Consider the following 23,543-nt stretch of genomic DNA (forward strand, 5'->3'; position numbering starts at 1 on the left):
AACATTATTGTTGACTGTTAACTGTTGACTGTTAACTGTGAACAGTCAACGGTCAACAACGTTAATAGGGAATAATTTATTTTTTGGAGTTTCCTTATCACTGTTTCACTGTTCACTGATTACTTATCTAACCATATCAGGTTGCGGAATAGCTTAAGAACCTCTTTGGATTTCAGTAAAGATGACATCCAAAATTTCTTGTGCGCCTTGTTGACGCAACAGATTTGCTAGTTCTGTACCCAACTGTTCGGCATTTTTAGCTTCGCCAGAGACGGTATCTTTAACCAGCTTTTGTCCATCTACGCTGGCAACAATTCCGGTTAATGTTAATTGGTCACCATTAATTTCAGTGTTAACACCGATGGGTACTTGGCAGCCACCTTCCAAATCGCGTAAGAAAGCACGTTCAGCTAAACAGCGATCGCGTGTTTGGGGATGTTCGATAGCTTTCAGTAAAGATATCAATTCCGTATCATCAGCACGGCATTCAATACCCAATGCACCTTGCCCAACAGCATGAAGCGAAATTTCTTTTGGTAGAATTTGGTGAACGCGATCGCTCATTCCCAATCGCTCTAAACCTGCAACTGCCAAAATCAACGCGTCATACTCACCCGCATCTAATTTAGCCATGCGTGTGTTCAAATTTCCCCGTACATCCTTAAATGTGAAATGGGGGAACTGATTGCGTAACTGTGCCAAGCGCCGCAGAGAAGATGTACCGATGACAGCACCCTCTGGTAAGGTATCAATTGTCTGCCCTTTATACTTTTCGTGCAGTACCAAAGCATCTGCTGGGTTTTCCCGTTCGGTAATTGCTGCTAATGTTAACCCTTCTGGTAAATTAGTAGGCAGATCCTTGAGGGAATGAACCGCAAAGTCAATTTCCTTGTTGAGCATTCCCACTTCTAATTCTTTGGTGAATAAACCTTTATCACCAATCTTGGCTAATGCTACATCCAGGATTTTGTCGCCTTGGGTAGACATGGTATGAACTTCAAAAGCAATCTCAGGATAGCTTTTTTGGAGTTGTTCTTTTACCCAGTGGGTTTGAACCAGAGCAAGTTGACTCTTACGAGAACCAATACGAATTGTGCGTGTAGGACTGGAAACAGCTGAAGTCATAAAACAAAATGTCAAACAAGGCGATAAATTCACTCTCATCTAGACTACCGCAGTGAGTGACTTACCGGATGCTAATTGCTTAATTTCGATTAAGTTTAATTGCGAGTTTCTTTACATTTATTTACCAAGCAAAGCATGAAAAAGGATGAAGTGAAAATGAGTATCAAGTAGGGTGTGTTACGGCTATGAAAGGATATCGGACACAGAGACAATGATATTTAGCCGTAACGCACCGTCGCGTGGATGGTGCGTTAGGCGCTAGGATATTTCTTGCGTGACAAATCATATTGAAAACAAGCGCCTAACACACCCTACAGTCATCTTAATTAATTTCCCCCTTCCCCCTTCACCCTTCACCCTTCAGTATTAACGATCTAAATTAAGATATTCCTGTAATTGTTGAGTACGTTGCAGTGTAGTCTGTTCTAAGCAACCAAAATAAATAGTAGGTGCAATAGTTCCGCCTTCATATTGACTTCTTTCAAACTCACAACTAGCATCACGAAATTTAATCCATGCTTGCTGTGCGGTGATTAATTTCCTCTTGCTGGAACTAGATAAAGTTGGCACAAGTTTTTGATAAACCTGATTCAATTTTTTATCAGCATTCTGATAGGATATCTGCGCGCATTGATTAATTTCTGCCTGGGTTTGAGCATTATTACAGTTGAGCTTTTGCGCTAATTGTATCTTTGAAGTTTCCGGTGTTGTGCTTGCCATTGCTAAACTGCCAATAGACAAGCTGCTGAGGGTAATAATACTGAAAAAGTATGGTAAAAAACGATTCATAATATTTTGAAAGTTACGTGTATGCATCAAAATAGCATAAAATTGAGATAAGCTCTAATAGAAGACTGCGGCTGGAGATTAACTGATGAAAACAATTGATATTACCCAAGCCCTGACGGAAATGTCAGATTTAATTGCAAAAGCAGTCGATGGTGAAGAAATTATTATTACCAAAAACAACCAACCAATAGTCAAATTGGTTTCCTTACAACCTCTCCCTCAACGTCCTCCACTTTTTGGCAGCGATCAGGGCTTAATTTCCATTACTGATGATTTTGATGAACCTTTAGAAGAATTTTTTAATGTGTTGCAATTAAAATAATGTTGGCGATACAGAAAATTATTTATAGGGGCAAAACAGGTTGTGTAGACAATATAATTCAATTGCCACCCGATACAATAGCATTGTGAGTTGACGCGATGTCTATGACAAGCCGATGCAGCATCTACGCATAATCATGAGGAAATATTATGAATCTTGAACAAGCTGTGTTATACAAATTGCGGCAGCTACCTATAGAAAAGCAACAAGAATTATTGGATTTTGCAGAATTTCTGTACCAAAAAACTACTAAAAAACCTGCTTTACTTAGTGTTAGAGGGTTATGTAGTGATTTAAAGGTAGATATTACAGAAGAAGATATTGCTCTTGCACGCCAAGAAATGTGGGGTAATTTTTCGTGACTCGTGATTTGCAAATTCAGGCTTTAACCACAATTCAGACTATTTGGTAGTAAGTAGGTGCGATGTCTACGACAAGCCGCTCCGCGTCTACGCATTCTCCCCCAGACAGTGAAATTGTGAGTTGGTGCGATCGCATTCTCCCCCAGACAGCAAAATTGTGAATTGGTGCGATCGCATTCTCACCCAGACAGCAAAATTGTGAATCGCTGCGATCGCATTCTCACTTCATAGCAAAATTGTGAATTGGTGCGATCGCACTCTCACCCAGACAGCAAAATTGTGAGTTGGTGCGATCGCACTCTCTCTCAAACAGCAAAATTGTGAGTTGGTGCGATCGCATTCTCACTTCATAGCGAAATTGTGAATCGCTGCGATCGCATTCTCACCCAGACAGCAAAATTGTGAATCGCTGCGATCGCATTCTCCCCCAAACAGCAAAATTGTGAATTGGTGCGATCGCACTCTCACCCAGACACCGAAATTATGAATTGGTGCGATCGCATTTTCACCCAGACAGCGAAATTATGAATTGGTGCGATCGCATTCTCACCCAGACAGCAAAATTGTGAGTTGGTGCGATCGCACTCTCACCCAGACAGCAAAATTGTGAGTTGGTGCGATCGCCTTCAAAATCGTTTTGATCATCGTCAAAATCATTTTAATCGTCGTCAAAATCGTTTTGATCATCGTCAAAATCATTTTAATCGTCGTCAAAATCGTTTTAATCGTCGTCAAAATCGTTTTAATCGTCGTCAAATCGTTTTATCATCATCAAAATCGTTTTAATCGTCGTCAAAATCGTTTTGATCATCGTCAAAATCGTTTTGATTGCAATCTGAGTCGATCTGATCGCATTTTCACTCAAACAGTGACATTGTGAATTGGTGCGATCGCTTAACGCAGGGATACGGGAAAGTAGAGAAATAATACCAATTTGAAAAAAGAATGCGCTAGATGGTAGGGGCAAGGCACTGCCTTGCCCTCTAGAATATATTGATGTCTCGCAAACATTATTTGAATTGATATAACAAATTACTAATGACAAATAACTATCGACCGCAAGCAAAGCCAGAGAAACGAAATCATTGGGGTAGTCGCTTTTTAACCTCAGTAATTAAGAGTGCTAAACCCAAAAAATCTTCGCCGGGACAGATGAGTTTACCTTGGGACAATCAAAAAGTAACGGAATCTACGGAGGTGCATGAAGTAGCAGGAGGATTTATGAAATGCTGATGGTTACGTGGAAAATGAGGCGGAAACAAATATTCACAAACTTCTGAAAGCCTTAAATGTTACACTTTACAAGTCGCAGCGCGAGAGAAGAAGAACCCTGTAGCGCGAGAGAAGAACACCTCCGACGGCCCCGTAACCCGTACATACCCCGCTACAGCTTCCCTCCACGGTAGGCTTCCCGTACCATACGTAGGGTCATCTTTAACAAGCTTCAGCAGTTCGTCATACCTCAAAAAGTCGCCTCCTCTGCCGCCCGTTTCTGAGTCCCTAGTTTTTTTGTCATCATACCATCCTACTGCCGTGGCAAACCGATAATAATTTTCCACATCTTTGTCATTCCACTCTTCTGGCTTTATACCCAGCCGATTCCCCGTGCTTATCCATATTTCCTTCTGCACACTAAAGCCAAAACGTTTATCTGAATTAACCCAAAGCTGGTCTATTTTTTTCAGGTCTGGACAAGAAAAATTATTAATAGAGTCGAGATCTAAATACTCTTCTTTTTCTCTTTTAGCAATATTGAGCATGAGTTGATCTGTTTGCAGATCAGCTGCTTGCCAATTTTTAGCCTTCAAAGAATACTCAAGTTGAGCATATAAATGTTGGGTAAGAGATTTTTCTACCCGTTCTCTCAAAGGGGTGTTGGTTGAGAGTAAATTCAGTAAATTGCGATGAACAGTTTCAATATCTTTGGCTGCGAGTAATTGATTAGTTTTTGTAAAAGGATTAGTTTGATCTGGGTTTTTATTAAGGATTTTAAATGCTAATTTATAAGATTCTATAGCTTGGTTTTTTTCTTTTTTATGTACTAGAAAACTACCTTTAACCTTATTAGCCAAAACTTGAATTTGTAATCCTTCACTAGAATTAATACTTTTATCTGCTTGTACTAAAAAAATATTGCTTTCTTTAATTTCTTTTTCTGCTTCATCCCACTTTTTTAAATGCTGATATGCTTGTGAACTAGAAGCAAGTAGTAGAGCTTGCTTAAGGTTATAGTCTTTAACGTTGAATGATAAACCTGCTAATCTTAATGCTTCGTCTGATTCATCTGTCAGATTTTCATTACGTAACTCTCCAGCCAATTCAGATAGTTTTTGTACATTTTCAACATCTTTCTTTGCTAAAACCAGTTGACTTTGTGCTTCTAATAGTTTCCTTCCTTCCCTTGCTGCAAATACTCCTAAAATTATCGCAATAAACACCGCCAAAAATAAAACAGCAGTTCCATTACGAATCTTCTGTTGAGCTTTTTGATTAGCTACACTTAGTAATTGATTTCTTTTCTCTGTTGCTTCTTTATCCTGTCTTTCTCTTTCCAAAGCAGCTTTTTGTTCCTTAACTGCAATCTTTTCTTGAATTTCTTGCTCTTTACTCGCTGCTAAAAACTGCTTATCTTGATAACTTAAACTCTTATCTTTTACCCATACTTCAGCTTCTTCTAAAGCCTTTCCCCTCAATAATCTAGATGTATCCTTTCCCCCAGAAGCCACCCAAAAGCGGAAATTCTCTGAATATGGACGCAGATTTTTTAATTGATTATCTATCCAATTTTGATTAAAAACTTCGTTGTATATGGGATTATAAACTCTTAAATTATTTTGCTGCCTAAAAACCAATCCTGAAAGCTGTAACTCACTTTGCTCTAAAGTATCATTGGCTATAATTTCAGAGGAGATTTGAAAATTCCTCTTGTCGGTATCAAAAGTTTCAGATCCCTCTAAATCTCCCTTAAAAAGGGAGACTTTGATTTCAGTTCCCCCCTTTTTAAGGGGGGTTAGGGGGGATCTTGAATGTTCATCCCTCAATCTAATTTGCCGATACAGTTCTAGCAAATATCCAGCACGTTGTTCATCCCGCAAAATTCGAGCTTGAATTGTGCGTAAATGCTCAGGCTCATCTTGCGATTCCCAATTTGCAATAATCCGCGACTTTACTACCTGCTCAACATTGCGAGGATTGTCTTGCAAAGATTCTTCTATCATCAACTGACAAAGTTTTTGCGTCAGAAATGGTTGTCCTCCTGTCCAAGATAAAATTTCCTCCATGACTGCTTGAGGATGAGAAAATCTCCCTGACATCCCCCTAGCTAACGGCTCAACTTCATGCAATTGAAAACCAGTCAAAGAGATAGCTTGACCAATATTAAACGGAGTGCGTTGTTTATCCTCAATCAAATTACTAGGTGATGCGACTCCCAACAGACAAAAAGTCAGGCGATTATATTCAGGATTATCAACCCGCTTGTTATAACAGGCGCGAATCAGTGCAAAAAAATCATCTGTCGGAAACTTCAGGCTGAGTACACTATCAATTTCATCAATAAAAATAACAATATTTTCTTTAACTTCAAGCAGCAATATTTCTTCTAAAAACTTGCGAAATCTCGTTACCAGCGAATTTAACTGATTAGCTTCCCACCAATCACCAAAATCTACATCTAAGTCAAAAGTTTCAATTAAATTATCAATTAAATCTGCATACCATTGTTCCGGCGGTACATTTTGAATCCCCCCAGCCGAAAGGTCAATTGCTGCACATTGTACGCCTTCTTCTCTGAGTCTTTGCATGGTTCGCACCCGCAAGCTAGACTTTCCGCTTTGTCGGGAGTTCAATACATAACAAAACTTTCCCGCTTTTAATCCCGCATACAAATCACTGTCAGCTTGGCGTGTAACATAGGTGCTGGCATTTTCCGGTAAACTTCCAGAAAATATATATTGGTCATTTGTCATTTGTCATTTGTCATTTGTTATTGGTCATTGGTCATTGCTCATTGGTTATTTGTCATTGGTCATTGCTCATTGGTTATTTGTCATTTGTCATTGGTCATTTGGTATCGGAGAGCATCCCATTTTTTTGACTGTCATTGCGAACGTAACGAAGTGGAGTGAAGCAATCGCAAAGTCTAGCTGCTGCGATTGCTTCGTCGTTCCTCCTCGCAATGACAAGAGCTGTCTTTACACATTTGGAATACTCCCGATATTACCCTAAACGCACTGCGAAATACTGACGATATAATTCATAACTGGGAACACAATCATTACCTGAAAGTTTTACCAATCCTAAACTATGTAACTTGAATGCTACCTCAGTATCTAACCTAACGGGTGCATTCGCCATTACTACTTGTTTATACCCTAACTCAAGCAGAGAATTATGTTGTAAATGCCATAATTGCTGTCGCAAATGGTCGCTAAAAATTCCCTGTTCTGTTGGCGCAAGTTGCAAAAGTTCTTTTATAGTAGCTTGGGGATTTTGCAGGTAAGCGACTGCTTGCTGGATTAAATCAGGGTGTCCTCCTACTAACTTCATCAACTCACTTAAGGCTTGCGTACCTAACTTATCTGCTAATTCATATTGCTGGGTAAGAAATTCTACTTGTTGGAGATTAAATTCCGATAACTCAATTGGTAATCCCACATTAAATGGAGAATGATTAGTATCTAAAGTAGGATATGATTCTGTGGAATGAACTACAACTAATCGCAGTTTCTTCCAGAGATTACCAATTTTATCTCCTTGTTTAGCTGCTTCATACCATCCCCGCAGTAATAAACAAAATGAAGGGAAAATATCTGGATATCCAAACAGGCGCTCAAAATTATCGATAGCTAATACTAAAGGACTATCGCTAGCAGCTAATAAATATTTTTGAAAATATCGAGTACAGTTTTTATTTAATCCAAAAACATCTTGCCAATATTTATCTAATTGCGGTTCTAATTCCAGGCTATCAGCAACATCAACACATAACCATTGTAAAAATGTCTTTGCGTCAGATAGAATCTCACTATCAGCCAGTTTTAAATCTAATTTTGCTGTTCGATAACCTTCCTGTCTACTATGATTAAGGACTTTCTCTAACAGCAATGTTTTGCCCATTCTCTGCGGTGACCTAATGCGAATTAACGCCCCAGGTTGCAAAATTGCTTCATAACATTTCGCCTCAATTGGCGGTCTTTCTATATATATTGTCGTTGTCTCTGCTGCAGAATTTAATGATGCTGTATCTGATTTGGTAATTAATTTAGGTGTGAGATTTTCTGCTATGCCAGCTACACGAATCAAGCTACAACCTAACTTATAAGCAAACTCATAACCTTTATCTGCACCCAGCGCATCATAAAAACCCACTGCAAATTCAATAGCTGCTTTATCGCCAATTCTCTGACTCATACCGACAACATAATTAATATGTCTTGCTATTTCCCCAGCTTGATATTGAGAAAAACATGCATTGAGTACAACACATTCTACTTGGTCAGCAAATAGTTGAAATAACCCAGCTAAAGCTTCTGCATCAACTAATTTAATTTGACCAGATTCATCTTCAAATACTAAACCTTCTTCTCCTGTTCCATGCCCAGAAAAGTGAATAATCTGCGGTTCGTATTCTAAAATAGCTCTGTGTATATCTCTGTAACGTACTGCTTCTGCTGTAGCTATGGAATATTGGTCACGATTCTTTGACCTTTTCAATCCTTCCTTAATTTCGCGCATCTCTTCACCCAAACGCAGTGGATGGGTATTTTTGGGATTTGCGGATAAAAGCAGGATTTTCAGAGTTTGATTATAATCACTCATTATGCAATTTGCACCGGATAAGCCTAAAAACTAGGCTAAACTGGCAGATATATACATTTTGAGTATGCGGTTTTTCGGAATCTATTACAAGAAGGGGAAAGGGTGAAGGGTGAAAGGTGAAGGGTTGTTTGAAAAGTAATTGGTTATGATTTTCACCACTTGTTGATCCCCCCAACCCCCCTTGAAAAGGGGGGCAAAACCTCTGAAAGTCCACGCCACTTGCTACAAGTCGGGGAACCCGCCCAACGCAGTGGCTCCCCTTTTTAAGGGGGATTTAGGGGGATCTAAAACGTTTTGCTCAAACATCAAATATAAATTCAATCCCTTTCCCCTTTTCCCCTTTCCCCTTTCCCCAATTATTTAAATCGGCAACCTGTCGTCAGGAGGAAGAGAGAATTTTCTAGGTATGTTATGAATAATTTTGATATTTTAATGAGATTAGTTATTAAGTTTTTATTTATATGAAGCGTTCCGCCTGTCTTATTTTTAATCCTGTTGCTGGTCAGGGAGACTCAGAACAAGAACTCAATCAAATTCGTGCATTATTAGAACCAGAAATAGACTTAGATGTTTACTTTACTACCGAAGAAATTGGTGCTGACAAACTGGCACAGGAAGCAGTTCAGCGTGGTGTAGATGAAATTATTGCTTCGGGGGGTGATGGGACTCTCTCGGCGGCGGCTGCTGCTGTAGTTAATACGGGGATTCCTTTAGGGATTATTTCACGAGGTACGGCGAACGCCTTTGCCACAGCTTTAGGCATTGCTGACACCATTGAAGCTGCTTGTGAGACTATCTTGCAAGGTGCAACGCGCAATGTAGATATAGCCTACTGCAACGATTTGCCAATGGTGTTGCTGGTAGGCGTGGGTTTTGAAGCGGAAACCGTAGAAAAGGCAGATAGAGAAGCCAAAAATCGCTTTGGGATTATGGCCTATGTTCTCGCCGGACTTCAGCAATTGCGGGAGTTAGAAAGCTTTGATGTGGAAATTGAGACAGAAGACAAAATCATCAAAACTAGTGCTGCGGCTGTCACTGTAGCCAATGCTGCACCGCCGACTTCCGTATTAGCGCAAGGGCCAGCTGGGATTATTTATGATGATGGATTACTGGATTTAACGATTGTAGCCCCCGTGAATAAAGCAGGTGCGATCGCAGCTACATATCACCTCTTTCAAACTGCTTCAGCAGGTCATCCAGTGGAACGTGATGATATTGGCTACCTCCGCGCCAAACAATTTAAAATCACCACAGAACCACCACAAAAAGTAGTCTTAGATGGCGAAATCATCGGCACAACCCCCATTGAAGTCAAATGCGTCCCCGGCGGTTTGACGCTTTTTATCCCCCAGGAAGAAGAAGAAGTACCAGTTGAGAAGTTAGATGGACTACCCAATTTGGTAATTGAGATGAAGGAATCGGGGGAATAGGGATAAACAATTCAAAATTCAAAATTCAAAATTCAAAATTAAGAACTGTATTTGACCTTTGACTTTTGCCCAATGCCCCACGCCCCATGCCCCATGCCCACTTGAGGAGTAAATTCTATTGAAACTAGTTTCTGATCCGGCGATCGCAAAAAAAATTAGTAAGATGCAGCAACGGGTAAAATGGCAAGACCCGTTAATTTTGGAACGCGGGATTGACCAAACTCGCTTGGTTCTGGATGATGGTCACGCGGATGATGGGGAGTTTTCGTTTTTGGTTGTGGGTGATAGTGGTTCCGGGACACATAAGGGACATGATCCGCAAAGACGGGTAGCGGAATTGATGTTACCCCACCATGATGAATGTCGTTTCATGTTGCATACTGGCGATGTGATTTATTTGGTGGGGTCGAGGGAGTACTATCAACAAAACTTTATCCAGCCTTACCAGGAGTTTCTGGTGGGGGGAGAACAGCCGAAAAAGATTCCCTATGACAAAATGGTTTTTCAGTTGCCGATTTTACCTGTACCGGGAAATCATGATTACTATAATCTGCCAATTTTATTTGGTATAGCTTCGGTGACTACATTACCTATTCGGCGGTTGTTAAAATCGCGGCTGGATTTAGATGTGGGTTTGTATGGTTCAGGGACGGGTGAAGCTTATGCCAGAGCATTTTTAGATTATCTCTGCGGTATCCAATCTCCGGTAGATTTAGCTAATCATTTAGATAAATATTACACTGCAAATACAGATAGCGGTCGCTGTCTCTCTTACCAGCCGGGAAGCTTTACTCGCTTGCCAAACCGCTATTATACGTTTCGCTATGGTGGTATAGATTTCTTCGCACTGGATTCTAATACATTTAACGATCCGCCACCACTGCCTAACACTCAAGAAGGCAATAGCGATCGCAGAATTTTAGAGAAACGCCGCGCTAGTTTAGAACAAGAAAAGCAGCAAATTACAGCCACCTCAGCGTTGCTAAGTCCCAGCAATCCTAAGGATGCGGAACAATTAGACGATTTACAAGTTAAACTTACCCAAATTGAAGAAATTATTGTTGATATAGAAAAGCAACTCGACAGTAACAAAATAGTACTAACTGATATCGAACAGCTAGATTGGCTAAGGCAAAAGCTAATTGAATCTTGGCACAATAAAGAAGTGCGCGGCAGGATAATTTATTTTCACCATCCCCCCTACGTGACTGAAGCGACAAAATGGGAACAAGCGCAAACTCTAGCAGTGCGTACTCGGTTGCGTGGAGTGTTAGATGCAGTAGCAGAAAAATTAGGTTCTCTAACTGAGGGCCGTCCTTTAGTAGATTTAGTTATTAACGGTCACGCCCATTGTCTAGAATATCTGCAAACCGCAGACACCGGACACGCTGATTCCCATATTCCTTGGATTGTTTGCGGTGGTAGCGGTTTTAGTTTGCGTCGCCAACGGGAAGAAGGGCCAGAGTTACAGGAAATGATGGCGGATGGCGAGAAATTAGTAGCGCGATCGCAGCTGTTCATCGGACGCAGCGGCCAGGGTTTCAACAAACACAGACCTTACTCTTGTTTGCGAATTGATGTTAAAGGCGAAGGCCAGCCTAAATTTATTGTCCGTCCCTTAGTGGCTGAATGGTATCAGCGACAATGGTGCGATCGCGAAATTGAACCCTTTGAGATTTAGCGCTTGGATAAGATGGCTAAAGCTGCATCCGCGATTAATTTATTAGTCTTGGTTGTGAAATGTACTTGATCCCAAAATACATACTCATCTGGATTGCTAGATTCTACCAGGGAGCTAGCTTGAGTTGTGTTTGTGAAGCCAAATTTTTGCGGATGTGCGATCGCGTCATCCACAACAGACTTGACATCGAACAACATTAAATTAATTTTGTCTTCAAAAGTATAGGCAATTTCTTGCAAAGATGCGTTATGTTTTTCTACTAATTGAGTCACTAAATGGGAATTTGTAATCTGATTTACTTCTGGTGCTAGAGGTGTTTTTCCAATATCAATAACATTAACTAATAAAATATTTCTGGCACCTGATGCAGTTAAATTTTGTATGGCTGTAGAAATATTGGCGATAGTAGTAATAGTGTCACTATATTTAGGAATACCATTGACAAATGGCGCATAATCCGCAGCCCCAGCCCAGATAATATATAGTGCATTTGGCTGAATATGCGGCTTGCGGCTGGTATATGAATCTATTTGTTGTTGCAATCCTGGTAAATTTGGTAAATCAGGAATTACAGCCGGAAATAAATTTTCTGTACCTGTGGTTGCGCCTCCAACTGCAAAATTGATCCCGTGATTACTGGCGCTATTTTCTGTACTTGGTTGTATGCTTAATTTTAAACTGTCTGCGAGATAGTCAATCCACAGCAGACCATTAGAAAATCGCCCATGATAGTTGGGCGGTGCAGCTAGAATACCACCAGTAGTATTGAAAGCATTGCCAATATCGGAATAACTATCACCAAAAACATAAAGATTGCTGAAGTGTTTTAGCTCTGATTTGTGGAATTGCTGTGTCATATCTATGCAATACTTCCTGATAATTAACAAACTGAATCATAATTTCGCTACAGGTATAGCATAGAAATTTTAAAAATAGGTTTATTGGCGGGGAATGCTGATTTTTGGCTATTAATGGGGCTTAGAGACAATGAAATTTAGCCGCAGGGCACCATCCATGCAGAGGTGCTTAAGCAAAAGTTGCTGCCCAGATCCCCGACTTTTTGAAAAAGTCGGGGATCTAAATCTCGCTAAAGTAAGTGACATTCCATCCTACGGTTATTTTATGTTTACTTTATAAATAACTCTTAAACTTATTGAGTGATTGGCAGACTAATTTATATTTTTACTGGCTATAGTTATTTAACTCTCTTCCACGGGAAATCTAGATATATAAAAATCATGATATCAGCAGGGAAAATATTGTGTCGCCATTGTTCGGGATACTAGGGTATGAAATCACAGAAGTTGTTCATGAGGGGATAGACACCATACTTTACAGGGGAACCTCCCAGACGAAGCAACAACCAGTAATTCTCAAAGTACTGAAAGCTGACAACCCTAGCCTAGAACAGATTTTTCGACTCAAACAAGAATATAAAATTCGCGAAAATTTAAATTTAGCAGGTGTGGTTAAAGTTTATGGCATCGAAAACTATGAACATCGTTTAGTTCTGGTTTGCGAAGACTTTGGCGGTATTAGTCTCAAACAATGGCTTTCCACAGAAAAACCTTCTCTTCTCTGTTTCCTGAACATCGCAGTTGCATTAGCCACAACATTAGATTCTCTACATCAACAACACATTGTCCACAAAGATATTAAGCCAGCTAACATCATCATCAATCCTCAATCCCAGCAGGTGAAACTCACCGACTTCGGTATCGCTTCCCGGTTGGATCAGGAAACTCCCCAAATTAGCAATCCCAACCATATGGAAGGGACTCTAGCATATATGTCGCCAGAACAAACAGGACGCATGAATCGTTCTGTCGATTACCGTAGTGATTTTTACTCATTGGGAGTGACATTTTACGAAATACTCACAGCACAACAACCCTTTCAAAGTAATGACCCCTTAGAGTTAATTCACTATCATATTGCCAAACAAGCACCAAAATTAGAAGGTAGAAGAGAAGAAATACCACAAGCTATCTCTGAGATTGTCGCCAAACTGATGGCGAAGAATGCTGAAGATCGCTATCAAACTGCGGCTGGGCTATTGGCAGATTTAGAATTATGTTTAGCACAACTAAAAACTCAGGGGACAATATCAAAATTTACCCCTGGAGAACGCGATCGCACAGCAAATCTGCTTATTCCCCAAAAACTCTACGGACGGGAACAAGAAGTATCTATGCTACTATCTGCGTTTGAGCGGGTAGCAGCATTACAATCGCAAATTGAGTTAGTGTTGGTATCTGGTTACTCGGGGATTGGTAAATCATCCTTAGTCAACGAAGTTCACAAGCCGATTGTTCGCCAACGGGGTTATTTTATCCGTGGTAAGTTCGATCAGTTTCAGCGTAATATTCCTTATGCTTCGTTAATTCAGGCGTTACAAAGTCTGATCCAACAGTTACTGACAGAAACCAATGCTCAATTAGAACTGTGGAAACAGAAATTGCTGTCAGCTTTGAATGGTAACGGACAAGTAATTATTGATGTCATTCCTGAAGTTGAACGGATTATTGGCAAACAGCCTTTAGTACCGCAGTTAGGTTTAAAAGAAGCGCAAAACCGATTCAATCAGGTATTTCAAGATTTTATTCAAGTTTTTACCCAAAAAGAACATCCTCTAGTCATCTTTTTGGATGATTTGCAGTGGGCTGATTCTGCTTCCCTTGATTTCATTCAAGTGTTAATGACTAACTCAGATACTCAATATCTGTTACTAATTGGAGCATATCGAGATAATGAAGTAACTGCTAGTCACCCTTTAAATAAAACCTTAGAAGAGATTTCTCAAGCCGGAACCATCATCAATAATATTGTGCTGTATCCCTTGGGGTTGAACCATGTACAGCAAATTTTATCAGATACTTTAAATGATGAGAAAAATAGCTCATCTTTAGCAGAATTACTCTTCAACAAAACCCAAGGTAATCCCTTCTTCTTCACTCAACTCTTAAAAACCTTACACCACGATCAACTACTCAAGTTTGATTTTACTCAAAATTGTTGGCAATGGGATTTACAACAAATTCAAGCTACAGGAATTGCAGATAAAAGTGTTGTAGAGTTGCTAGCGGGTAATATTGCCAAGTTATCAGCCGCTACCCAAAATACTCTGAAATTAGCCGCTTGTATTGGTGCGCGGTTCAGTTTAAATATTTTAGCCACAGTCAGCGAACAGCGATCGCTCCTGGTGGCTGCTGCTTTAGAACCTGCTTTACAGGCGGGATTAATTTTGCCTTTGAGTAATGAATACAGCATCCCCCTACTATTTGCCGATGAAGAGTTGGAGATGATGGGGTTTGATAATTCGCAAATTACCTACCGTTTTTTGCACGATCGCGTACAACAAGCAGCATATTCACTAATTTTAGCATCGCAGAAGCAAGCAACTCACTTTAAAATTGGTCAATTACTGCTGCAAAGTAAATCAAAAGCCGAAATTGAGTCTCAGATTTTTGATATTGTCAATCAATTTAATTACGCCATAGAACTTTTTACTACACAGTCAAAAAAAGATGAATTGGCTCAATTGAATTTAACTGCTGGACATAAAGCCAAAGCCGCCGCCGCCCATGAACCTGCGGTAATTTATTTGCGAATCGCTAGAGGATTGTTAGCTGAAGATTGTTGGCAATCTCAATATAATTTGGCTTTGGATACCTATGTTGAAGGTGCAGAAGCAGAGTATTTAATCACTAACTTTGATGTAGCACAAAAACTATCAGATATTGTAATTCAACAAGCAGCTAATTTACTCGATTTAGTCAAAGTTTATGAACTCATAATAGACATGAATATTGCCCAATCCCAACAATTTCAAGGCGTAAAAGTGGGGATACAGGCAGTAGAAATGCTAGGAATTACTTTAGTTAAATATACAGGCGATCGCCACAGTTTACCGCAACTCCCATTGCTGTCAGATTTAGCAACTTTCCCAGAAATGACAGATCCATGTCATTTAGCAAGTATTCGCATTCTCAGCAAAATTTCTGCGGCTGCTTATCAATCTGCACCAGATATTTATCCCCAAATAGTCTTAACAATGGTGAATCTATGCTTAGAACATGGGCATTCACCATTGGCATCTTATGTTTATGGTGCGTATACTGCATTTTTGCAATCGATTATTGGCGATCCGGCTGCTGCTTATCACTCAGGACAAATTGCTTTTAGTTTATTAGCACAATATCCTGCCAAAGAATTAGAAGTTAAAGTTTATATGGTAGTTAGTACCTATGCTTTACCTGGTAAGGAACATATCAAATCTACATTTAATCCCTTAATTAAAGGTATTAATAGCGGCTTAGAAGTTGGCAATATTGCTCATGCTGGTTTAACTGTGATTGCTTATTGTACGCAACTATTTCTCTCAGGAGAAAACTTAGAATTAGTTAACCAGCGCCAAAATGAATATATTGAGCTACTGCGAAAACTCAAGCAGCAGCCTTATATGAGATATGCCAGGATTTGGGGACAATTAGTTGTCAATCTTCAGGGTGTAGTTGAGAAACCAGCCAATTTAAACGGAGAGATTTTTACTGAGGAAAATATTGTTCCTTGGTTTGAGCAACCTAAGTACTATCAAGGACTTTTTGCAGCTTATATTGCGAAGGTAATAATTTTGTATATCTTTGCAGAATATGAACAAGCTATTCATTATAGTCAAAAAGCTGCTCCTTATCAAAGAGCGACTTTAGGAATTATGTTGGCTTCTGTTTACTACTTCTACTATTCTTTGGCGCTATTAGCTAACTATAACAATATGGAAGTAGACCAACAACAAAAAACCTTAGAACAAGTAGAAATTAATCAACAAAAGCTCAAGCATTGGGCAGAATATGCACCATGTAACTTTCAACATAAATATGATTTAGTAGCAGCAGAAATCGCACGAGTTCAAGGAAAAGTTTTAGCAGCCATGAACTTGTATGATCTGGCTATTAGTGGCGCTGCTGAAAATAGCTACATTCAAGAAGAGTCTTTAGCAAATGAACGTGCTGCATTGTTTTACTTGGATTTAGGTAAAACTAAAATTGCCAAAACTTTTATGACAGAGGCTTATTATGGTTACATTCAATGGGGAGCGATCGCTAAGGTAACAGACTTAGAAAAACGCTATGCTGATTTGATTCCTAGAACTCAAGTTAGATCTAAAAGTCATCAAGGAATCATTGATGATTGCTTAACATCAATCACAACTCACCAGAACATAGCTAGAACTACAAATCATCTTCACAGCACTAACAATATCCTAGACTGGGCAACGGTGATGAAAGCAGCAGAAGCCATTTCCAGTGAAATTATTCTTGATCATCTCCTGAAAAAGCTGCTGCACATCTTATTAGAAAATGTTGCATCTCAAAAGGGTTGTTTAATTTTAGAACAAGAGGGTCAGCTACTGATCAAAGCTATTGATAAAGAACAAAACGATTCTGAAATTATTATGCAATCTACGCCTGTAGAAAACAGTGCAGATATCCCTTCTTCCTTAATTAATTATGTTGCTAGAACCCAGCAAACTTTAATTTTAGGTAATGCTAGCCAAGCGAGTATTGCTAGCACCGATCCTTACATCCTTCAGCATCAACCAAAATCGGTGCTATGTACGCCAATTTTGTATCAAGGTAAATTGATTGGCATAATTTACCTAGAGAATAACTTAACTACCGATGCCTTTACTAGCGATCGCTTAGAAATTCTCAAGCTGTTGTCAACCCAAGCTGCGATCGCAATTGAAAACGCTAGCCTTTACGCGCGCGAGCAAGAAAAATCCCAACAACTACAACAATCCCTCGAAAAACTCCAGCGTACTCAAGCGCAACTCGTACAAACTGAAAAAATCTCTTCTTTAGGACAATTAGTAGCTGGTGTTGCTCACGAAGTCAACAATCCTGTGGGCTTCATCAGTGGTAGTCTCTCCTATGCTGAACAGTATATTGCAGATTTGATTGCTCACTTAAATTTATACCAGCAGCACTACCCAAATCCGCCGAGTGTGATTCAAGAACACGGAACAAACATTGAGATAGATTATTTACTAGAAGATTTGCCAAAGATGATTGGTTCCATGCAGCTAGGAAGCGATCGCATCAAAGATATTATGCAATCTTTGCGGAATTATTCTCGCAATGATAATGGACAAAGAAAGCTGAGTGATATCCACAAAGGTATAGACACCACATTAATGATTCTGCAACATCGGCTGAAAGCAAAAGCTAATCGTCCCGCAATTCAGGTGGTGAAAAACTATGGTGATTTACCAAAAGTTCCCTGTTATCAGGGACAACTCAATCAAGTATTTATGAATTTATTGGCAAATGCCATTGATGCTTTAGAAGAAGCTAATGAAGGTAAAAATTATCAAGATTTAGAGCAACAACCCAACATGATTCATCTTCAAACAACAGTAGAAAATGAATATGCAGTAATTAGGATTGCAGATAACGGATTGGGGATGTCACAAGAAGTACAGCAGCTACTTTTTAACCCTTTCTTTACTACTAAGCCTGAAGGTAAAGGTACAGGGTTAGGATTATCTATCAGTCAGCAAATTATTACCGAAAAACATGGTGGAACTCTTGAGTGTAATTCTTCTCCCAGTCAAGGTACAGAATTTGTGATTCATCTCCCATTAAATTAAGACAATTTTAGATTTTGAATTTTGAATTTATAAGTGCTTACGCAAAATTATTTATGTCATTACGTTGGCCCTTGGCGTTCCCGAAGGCTTTACGCTCCACTCGCAATGACAAATATATATTTAATTTTGCATGAATACTTATTAGGAAATACAGTTCATACCAAATCAAATAATGTTTGCAACACATCAATATATTCTAGAGGGCAAGGCAGTGCCTTGCCCCTACAATCTGTCGCATTCTTTTTTCAAATTGGTATCAGTTAAGAAAATTAATTGATAACAAAACCAAAAAAAACAGTTACTTAACAAAAAAGCAGAACAATAATTTTGGAGGGGGTTTGGGGGACGCAACCGTCACCCAATCGGGGGTTTGGGGGAGAATCCCCCAATTGATCTGGCTTTTTTAATAACTGACAAATGTTGCAAATCCCTTAGTTACTACGCACAGTAATTACAGCCACCGGACACCGTGCTTTATTGAGAATAGCATCAACCCGATGACCAAAGAATACTCGACCTGTGATTGTTTGAATACTGCTACCTAAAACAATTAAATCTACTTGCTTAGTATGAGCATATTTAAGAATTTCAAACTCTGGAATACCAGCCAAAATTGCTGTTTTTACCTCAGCACCAAATCCTCGCCCCACCTCAGCTTGCTGCTGCACAATCTGTTTAGCAATGTCTGTAATAGAATCAATTGTCTGCTCCTCAAATAAAACATATTCGCGCTGAGTTCGGTTGACGACATTGACTAAAGTTACAGTTGCTCCAGTTTGAGCAGCAATTGTACTCGCCACTTCCACAGCGTGTAGGCTGTATTCATTCCCGCTAGTGGGTACTAAAATATGAGCGAGTTTATGATAACCAGTTGGCTCATTTGTCGATAAATTTGACTTCACTACCATTGTGGCGCAAGGAGATTCCTGCACTACTCGATCAACTAACAAGTTGAATACAGAACCACGAGAACGTTGATTTCCGGTTGCACCTAAAACAATCAAGTCATAGCCTTTATTGGCTTCTTTTAAAATCACATCCGCTTTGTTTTGTCCTGATTCAACTTTGGTCTGAATTAGTGAACCACTAGGAAGATTCATCTCGTTAGCTACGATAGCAATAGCATTTTCTGCTGTATTATCTTTAACAGCAGTTGCGACAGCTTTTACTGATTTACGTAGAGGCTGTTGATCGCTTTTAGCGTATAAAGCTGTCACTTCCAAAGAATTTTGATGTGCTAAATGGTTGACTAACTGAGCCGCTAATCTGACATTCGGCCCGCCTTGAGTGGGTATTAATATCCGACGAATGCGCTTGATAAAGCTGCGGCTAGCGAGTTCTTCTTGCTCTAAGCGTTGGGCTTCTTCTTCACCGATGGAGACTTTGGAAAGTGACCAACGTAGCAAAGGCGGAGCCATCAATGAGGTAACGATCGCCACCATAACGATAATGGAATACATCTGCGGATTCAGTACGCCCAAGGAAACCCCAATGGTAGCGACGATAATCTCCATCGCGCCTCTCGCATTCATTCCCGATCCCATTGCGATCGCTTCCCAGTGGCTTAATCCACCGACACGCGAACCGAGATAAGCACCACTAAATTTACCAACACAAGCGATCGCTAACACCACCAAACCCACTACAAAGGTTTGCGGAACCAATAATTGTACTAAATCTACCTTTAATCCTGCTGTAGCAAAGAAAATCGGCGCGAGAAACCCAGCCGTGATTAATTCCAGAGTTAAACCCGCCTCACGACTAAAACGGGGTGATTGTCCTGCTAAAATTCCGGTGACAAATGCTCCTAATGCGGCTTCAATTCCTAAGGTGTGGGTAAAAGCGGCTGCACTTAACGCCAACACCAACAAAGCAGACAAACTAGCTGTAGCGCCACCAATATAATCATCTACCCAGCGTAGCGCCCAAGCCATGAGCGATCGCCCTATAGTAAAAGCGATCGCTAAAAATAGTACTGCACCACCAATTGACCTAAATACTGTAGGAAAATCAAATTTCCCACTGGTTGCTAAACCAGAAACTACCGAAAGCAAAATCCAGCCTAAGGTATCATCAGTCATTCCCGCAGCTAGAGTCACCTGACCAATATCCCGGCGAATTAGCTTTAAGTCCATTAATACCTTAGCAATGACTGGTACAGCAGAAATACTCATCGCCGTAGCAATAAACAAACTAAAAATTAACCTTTGCTCAGGATTTGCTAAAAAGCTTTCTGGGAGAAACCAACCTAATCCCAATCCAGTTGCAAAGGGAATAATAATCCCCCCCAAGGAAATTAGTAATGCTGTTTTGCCTTTGCGAACAATTAAGTTAAGGTCGGTTTCTAATCCTGTGACAATTAGTAAGAACAGCACACCTAACCAAGAAACAACCGAAAGCAAATCAGACTGCGCCTGACTTTTAGGAAAAATATGATGCTGTAAATTTGGCAGAATCCAACCGAATACTGATGGGCCTAATAGTACCCCAGCGAGTAATTCGCCTACCACTGGTGGTAACTTAATCCGACGCATAAATTCGCCCAAACCTCTAGCCACTAGCAGTAGTAAAGCTAATTCCAGCAACACTAATAGCAACTCATGATGACCAAGAGGTTTAATTAAACCTTTTGCTGGTAATGCACTAGAGGCGAATAACAAGTTTAGCAGTTGATTCATGTTTTCAGTGGTGTTTGAATAATGCCAATGCAATACTACTCGGTTAAGGATTTTGAACTCAAAATTGGTTGTGGGTAAAAGGTTAAAGGTTAAGGGTTAAAGGTTTTTTTCCCTTTTCCCATTCCCCTTTTTTCCTTTAACCAACAGACAAGTATTGAATGCCAATGGATGAGATTATTAATAATAAAATCAATGACTTTACATAAAAATAATGATGAGGAAAACCCCTCATCATTCAACTTACAGTACCCCTAGAAAACTTAGAGAAATTTGACAGCAACAATGCTAGACAATTCCTGGCCCTTTACCGCGAACATCATCCTTATCTGTTAATTGACCTTCCTTATCTTCATTCGCTTCTATTAGTTCTTCTGAACGGTTGGCAATGTCTTGTTCGACTTCTTGACGTGCATCGCCAGGAACTTCATAATACATTTCTGGCTCAACTGCATAGTTGTTTAATAAACCTTCTTTATCTACAGTGTAGCCATCGGTGGTACGAATACTATCGCCCTCAGTTTGGTCGTCAGTAGGAGCGCTGGCTTCTCTTTCTTCTGTGGGGAGTGTTTTGTATAAGTCTCCTTCTCTTTCTTTACGAGCAGCGGTTTCTGCTGGAACAATACCTCTATCATATACATCAGATTCAACGCGATCTGAAGAGTCTATTGCTCTATTAAAATCTTTATTACTCATAATCTTGTCCTCGTTAAAACATTTTGTTCATTACTTCTTTGATTAGATTACGGTTTCAAAAAGGATAAGGATACTATCTTGAGAAGGGAATTAATTTGCATGAGTAAGTATTTACTCTATCAAAAGATATATCTTGATTGATAATTTCAAAGGTTTTGCTGCATTTCACAGCGTTTGAGAAATGTTATCCCAATTTGAAAAAAGAATGCGACAAACTGTAGGGGCAAGGCATTGCCTTGCCCTCTAGAATATATTGATATGTCACAAACATTATTTGAATTGATATTAGATAAATTGAAAAACTATTTGCAATGCATCCGTAACGCAAGAAAAGCATTGCCAGAGGTGCCTTACTCTCGCTGCTAACGCACCCTACTGGACTAATAAAAATAATAAATAATATAGAAATCCGATGTGATTTTTGAAAAAATTTCAGTTGATGCCGTACTCTCGCTGCTAACGCATCCTACTGGACTGACAAGACTAAAATGTGGCAATATAATTTTCTTGTGGGGTGGACATCTTGTCCGCCCAGGACGGGCAAGATGCCCATCCCACAAGAGTTTGAGCAATGCACTATTTTAGTCTAGACACGCTACTACATGGTTATTTATAAAGTAAAAATAAAATTACTGTAACCTAACGCACCATCGCGTGGATGGTGCGTTACTCAAAGTAGCCCAACGCAGTAGCTATATGATGGCGTACTCCTGCGGAGAAAGAGTACCCGCAGAAGCCTATACAGCATTCAGCACCCAGTAATGGGGTTTGCGGTACTTATTTACCCAAAATCTGTGCTTTAAACTGGTTAATTTCTCCAACTAATTCTTGTCGAGTGTTGGCTTTGAGTAGATAACGGAAGGTTAACCAACCTGTATAACCAATTCCAATCAACTCAAAAGTTGGTGCTATTAAAGGAATACTATTGACTGCAGACAGGATTGCTAATACTACTTTGAGTGTGACAATCGCTGACAAAATTAAAATGATGGTCACCAAAGGCTGCTGGTATTGCTGATAAAAGCTGCCTAAATATTCTGGCAAATTTGCCAAAAAATCAGAAACATTGCTCAAAATTTCCTGCAATTCTGAATTAGAATTTTTAGCAGGTGGTAGCTTTGGTAAGTTTTGATTGTCTGCCCCTGTAAGAGCTATTGCCCCTTCTGCTGAGTTAGAATTGGCTACTTCAATTGGCTGTTCTTGGGTTTCCATAAGTTTTATATGTTCGGTAACACAACAGTTTTTATAGGTGATGGAGCTTCCCTAATAATAATAGTACTTATTCTATAAAAATTACCTAATTTTTTATTCAAAAGTCTATAATCAAGGAAAATTTTTCTTTGATTATAGACTATTAAACCTGTAATTTAGATTTTGGGGTTATGTGCATTGCACCCTATTTAGGAAGGTGAATTAGTTTGTAGTCATAACTTCAGTTGTGCAAGATTTAAGTACTAAAGTGCTAACTACAAACTAGTTAAATTCATTTGGGCGATTTATGAATCCAGCTGCCGATGGATAATTTATTGTTGCTTAGGTGGAGCAACTGCGGCTTTAACTACTACTTTTGTGACACCTTTAATTTCTTTTGACAAAGGTTCAATCTTAGCTAACTGTTGCTGATTGTTAACAGTTCCGCCAACAGTCACAGTACCATCTTTTGCTGCTTCAACTGTTAAAGCACCATTGGGGATGTTAGCCTCTAATTTAGAGCGAACTTCACTGGCTAGGTCGCCTGTAGCTCTTTCTGCATCGCCGCCAGTGGTGTTATTGCGTTGTTCACGGGCGCGAATATCAGAGTTTAATTGTCTGCGGCGAGTTTCGCTTTGAGCATCTTGTTGCGCTGCTTCTGTGGCTTTGGCGCTAGGTGCTTGTACAGCTTCGTTAGGATTGGCGGGAGCAGATTCACTAGTTTTAGCACCATTATCACAAGCAACAGCACCAAAAATTAGAAGACTGCCAATTAAGAACGGTGTTAGCTTTTTCATTTG

The 23,543-nt window shown here is 39.7% G+C and carries 16 protein-coding genes; 7 read left to right on the forward strand and 9 right to left on the reverse strand.

Annotation, left to right across the window (positions count from 1 at the left end; translation table 11 throughout):
• Positions 1 to 153: 153 nt before the first annotated feature.
• Together hemC and HGR01_RS30890 are read right to left on the reverse strand one after the other, a co-directional pair.
• A complete protein-coding gene (gene hemC, locus HGR01_RS30885) occupies positions 154 to 1,125 on the reverse strand; it encodes a hydroxymethylbilane synthase (RefSeq protein ID WP_045868413.1) in 972 nt (323 codons plus the stop codon).
• 366 nt (positions 1,126 to 1,491) lie between these two features.
• A complete protein-coding gene (locus tag HGR01_RS30890; protein WP_045868412.1) occupies positions 1,492 to 1,914 on the reverse strand; it encodes a lysozyme inhibitor LprI family protein in 423 nt (140 codons plus the stop codon).
• Positions 1,915 to 1,999: 85 nt separating this feature from the next.
• Between HGR01_RS30890 and HGR01_RS30895 the strand changes: the two genes are divergently transcribed.
• From HGR01_RS30895 to HGR01_RS30910, 4 genes are all read left to right on the forward strand, one after another.
• On the forward strand, positions 2,000 to 2,236 hold the full coding sequence (locus HGR01_RS30895) for a type II toxin-antitoxin system Phd/YefM family antitoxin (protein ID WP_045868411.1): 237 nt from the start codon (positions 2,000 to 2,002) through the stop codon (positions 2,234 to 2,236).
• 149 nt (positions 2,237 to 2,385) lie between these two features.
• On the forward strand, positions 2,386 to 2,598 hold the full coding sequence (locus HGR01_RS30900) for a DUF2281 domain-containing protein (RefSeq protein ID WP_045868410.1): 213 nt from the start codon (positions 2,386 to 2,388) through the stop codon (positions 2,596 to 2,598).
• Between the two features lie 573 nt (positions 2,599 to 3,171).
• Positions 3,172 to 3,384, forward strand: a complete 213-nt coding sequence (locus tag HGR01_RS30905) for a hypothetical protein (RefSeq protein ID WP_194007714.1) — start codon at positions 3,172 to 3,174, stop codon at positions 3,382 to 3,384.
• 252 nt (positions 3,385 to 3,636) lie between these two features.
• Entirely contained in the window at positions 3,637 to 3,831 is a 195-nt protein-coding gene (locus tag HGR01_RS30910) for a hypothetical protein (RefSeq protein ID WP_045868409.1), read from the forward strand.
• Positions 3,832 to 3,890: 59 nt separating this feature from the next.
• On the opposite strand, the gene HGR01_RS30915 is transcribed toward HGR01_RS30910, so the two are convergent.
• The gene (locus HGR01_RS30915) at positions 3,891 to 6,566 is read right to left on the reverse strand and encodes an AAA-like domain-containing protein (RefSeq protein ID WP_096621882.1); all 2,676 of its coding nucleotides are present in this window, start codon (positions 6,564 to 6,566) and stop codon (positions 3,891 to 3,893) included.
• Positions 6,567 to 6,816: 250 nt separating this feature from the next.
• Positions 6,817 to 8,418 carry an AAA-like domain-containing protein gene (locus tag HGR01_RS30920; RefSeq protein WP_045868407.1) on the reverse strand — a complete coding sequence of 534 codons (1,602 nt, stop codon included), beginning with the start codon at positions 8,416 to 8,418 and terminating at the stop codon, positions 6,817 to 6,819.
• A 461-nt stretch (positions 8,419 to 8,879) separates the two neighbouring features.
• Here HGR01_RS30920 and HGR01_RS30925 point away from each other — a divergent pair, with 461 nt between their 5' ends.
• Together HGR01_RS30925 and HGR01_RS30930 are read left to right on the forward strand one after the other, a co-directional pair.
• A complete protein-coding gene (locus tag HGR01_RS30925; RefSeq protein ID WP_045868406.1) occupies positions 8,880 to 9,848 on the forward strand; it encodes a YegS/Rv2252/BmrU family lipid kinase in 969 nt (322 codons plus the stop codon).
• A 118-nt stretch (positions 9,849 to 9,966) separates the two neighbouring features.
• On the forward strand, positions 9,967 to 11,529 hold the full coding sequence (locus HGR01_RS30930) for a metallophosphoesterase (protein ID WP_045868405.1): 1,563 nt from the start codon (positions 9,967 to 9,969) through the stop codon (positions 11,527 to 11,529).
• On the opposite strand, the gene HGR01_RS30935 is transcribed toward HGR01_RS30930, so the two are convergent.
• Entirely contained in the window at positions 11,526 to 12,386 is an 861-nt protein-coding gene (locus HGR01_RS30935) for an SGNH/GDSL hydrolase family protein (protein WP_052335070.1), read from the reverse strand. The two genes, HGR01_RS30930 and HGR01_RS30935, sit on opposite strands and share 4 nt — an antisense overlap.
• Before the next feature lie 404 nt (positions 12,387 to 12,790).
• Here HGR01_RS30935 and HGR01_RS30940 point away from each other — a divergent pair, with 404 nt between their 5' ends.
• The gene (locus HGR01_RS30940; protein ID WP_309227613.1) at positions 12,791 to 18,181 is read left to right on the forward strand and encodes an ATP-binding sensor histidine kinase; all 5,391 of its coding nucleotides are present in this window, start codon (positions 12,791 to 12,793) and stop codon (positions 18,179 to 18,181) included.
• Between the two features lie 431 nt (positions 18,182 to 18,612).
• Here the strand turns inward: HGR01_RS30940 and HGR01_RS30945 are convergent, their stop codons facing one another.
• The 4 genes from HGR01_RS30945 to HGR01_RS30960 all read right to left on the reverse strand — a co-directional run bounded on the left by HGR01_RS30945 (position 18,613) and on the right by HGR01_RS30960 (position 23,540).
• Positions 18,613 to 20,859, reverse strand: coding sequence for a cation:proton antiporter (locus HGR01_RS30945; protein WP_045868404.1), 2,247 nt, complete (start codon positions 20,857 to 20,859; stop codon positions 18,613 to 18,615).
• 285 nt (positions 20,860 to 21,144) lie between these two features.
• Positions 21,145 to 21,552, reverse strand: coding sequence for a hypothetical protein (locus HGR01_RS30950; protein ID WP_045868403.1), 408 nt, complete (start codon positions 21,550 to 21,552; stop codon positions 21,145 to 21,147).
• A gap of 777 nt (positions 21,553 to 22,329) precedes the next feature.
• On the reverse strand, positions 22,330 to 22,764 hold the full coding sequence (locus HGR01_RS30955; protein WP_045868402.1) for a CAAD domain-containing protein: 435 nt from the start codon (positions 22,762 to 22,764) through the stop codon (positions 22,330 to 22,332).
• A gap of 311 nt (positions 22,765 to 23,075) precedes the next feature.
• Complete coding sequence (locus tag HGR01_RS30960) at positions 23,076 to 23,540, reverse strand: BON domain-containing protein (protein WP_045868401.1); 465 nt, start codon at positions 23,538 to 23,540, stop codon at positions 23,076 to 23,078.
• Between the last annotated feature and the right edge of the window lie 3 nt (positions 23,541 to 23,543).

This window comes from Tolypothrix sp. PCC 7712, assembly GCF_025860405.1.
In the GTDB taxonomy this organism is placed as follows: Bacteria; Cyanobacteriota; Cyanobacteriia; order Cyanobacteriales; family Nostocaceae; genus Aulosira; species Aulosira diplosiphon.

Bases quoted from the DNA above. Each gene is read 5' to 3' on its own strand.
- hemC (WP_045868413.1), bottom strand. From the start codon at position 1,125: ATGACTTCAGCTGTTTCCAGTCCTACACGCACAATTCGTATTGGTTCT.
- HGR01_RS30890 (WP_045868412.1), bottom strand. From the start codon at position 1,914: ATGAATCGTTTTTTACCATACTTTTTCAGTATTATTACCCTCAGCAGC.
- HGR01_RS30895 (WP_045868411.1), top strand. From the start codon at position 2,000: ATGAAAACAATTGATATTACCCAAGCCCTGACGGAAATGTCAGATTTA.
- HGR01_RS30900 (WP_045868410.1), top strand. From the start codon at position 2,386: ATGAATCTTGAACAAGCTGTGTTATACAAATTGCGGCAGCTACCTATA.
- HGR01_RS30910 (WP_045868409.1), top strand. From the start codon at position 3,637: ATGACAAATAACTATCGACCGCAAGCAAAGCCAGAGAAACGAAATCAT.
- HGR01_RS30915 (WP_096621882.1), bottom strand. From the start codon at position 6,566: ATGACAAATGACCAATATATATTTTCTGGAAGTTTACCGGAAAATGCC.
- HGR01_RS30920 (WP_045868407.1), bottom strand. From the start codon at position 8,418: ATGAGTGATTATAATCAAACTCTGAAAATCCTGCTTTTATCCGCAAAT.
- HGR01_RS30925 (WP_045868406.1), top strand. From the start codon at position 8,880: ATGAAGCGTTCCGCCTGTCTTATTTTTAATCCTGTTGCTGGTCAGGGA.
- HGR01_RS30935 (WP_052335070.1), bottom strand. From the start codon at position 12,386: ATGACACAGCAATTCCACAAATCAGAGCTAAAACACTTCAGCAATCTT.
- HGR01_RS30945 (WP_045868404.1), bottom strand. From the start codon at position 20,859: ATGAATCAACTGCTAAACTTGTTATTCGCCTCTAGTGCATTACCAGCA.
- HGR01_RS30950 (WP_045868403.1), bottom strand. From the start codon at position 21,552: ATGAGTAATAAAGATTTTAATAGAGCAATAGACTCTTCAGATCGCGTT.
- HGR01_RS30955 (WP_045868402.1), bottom strand. From the start codon at position 22,764: ATGGAAACCCAAGAACAGCCAATTGAAGTAGCCAATTCTAACTCAGCA.
- HGR01_RS30960 (WP_045868401.1), bottom strand. From the start codon at position 23,540: ATGAAAAAGCTAACACCGTTCTTAATTGGCAGTCTTCTAATTTTTGGT.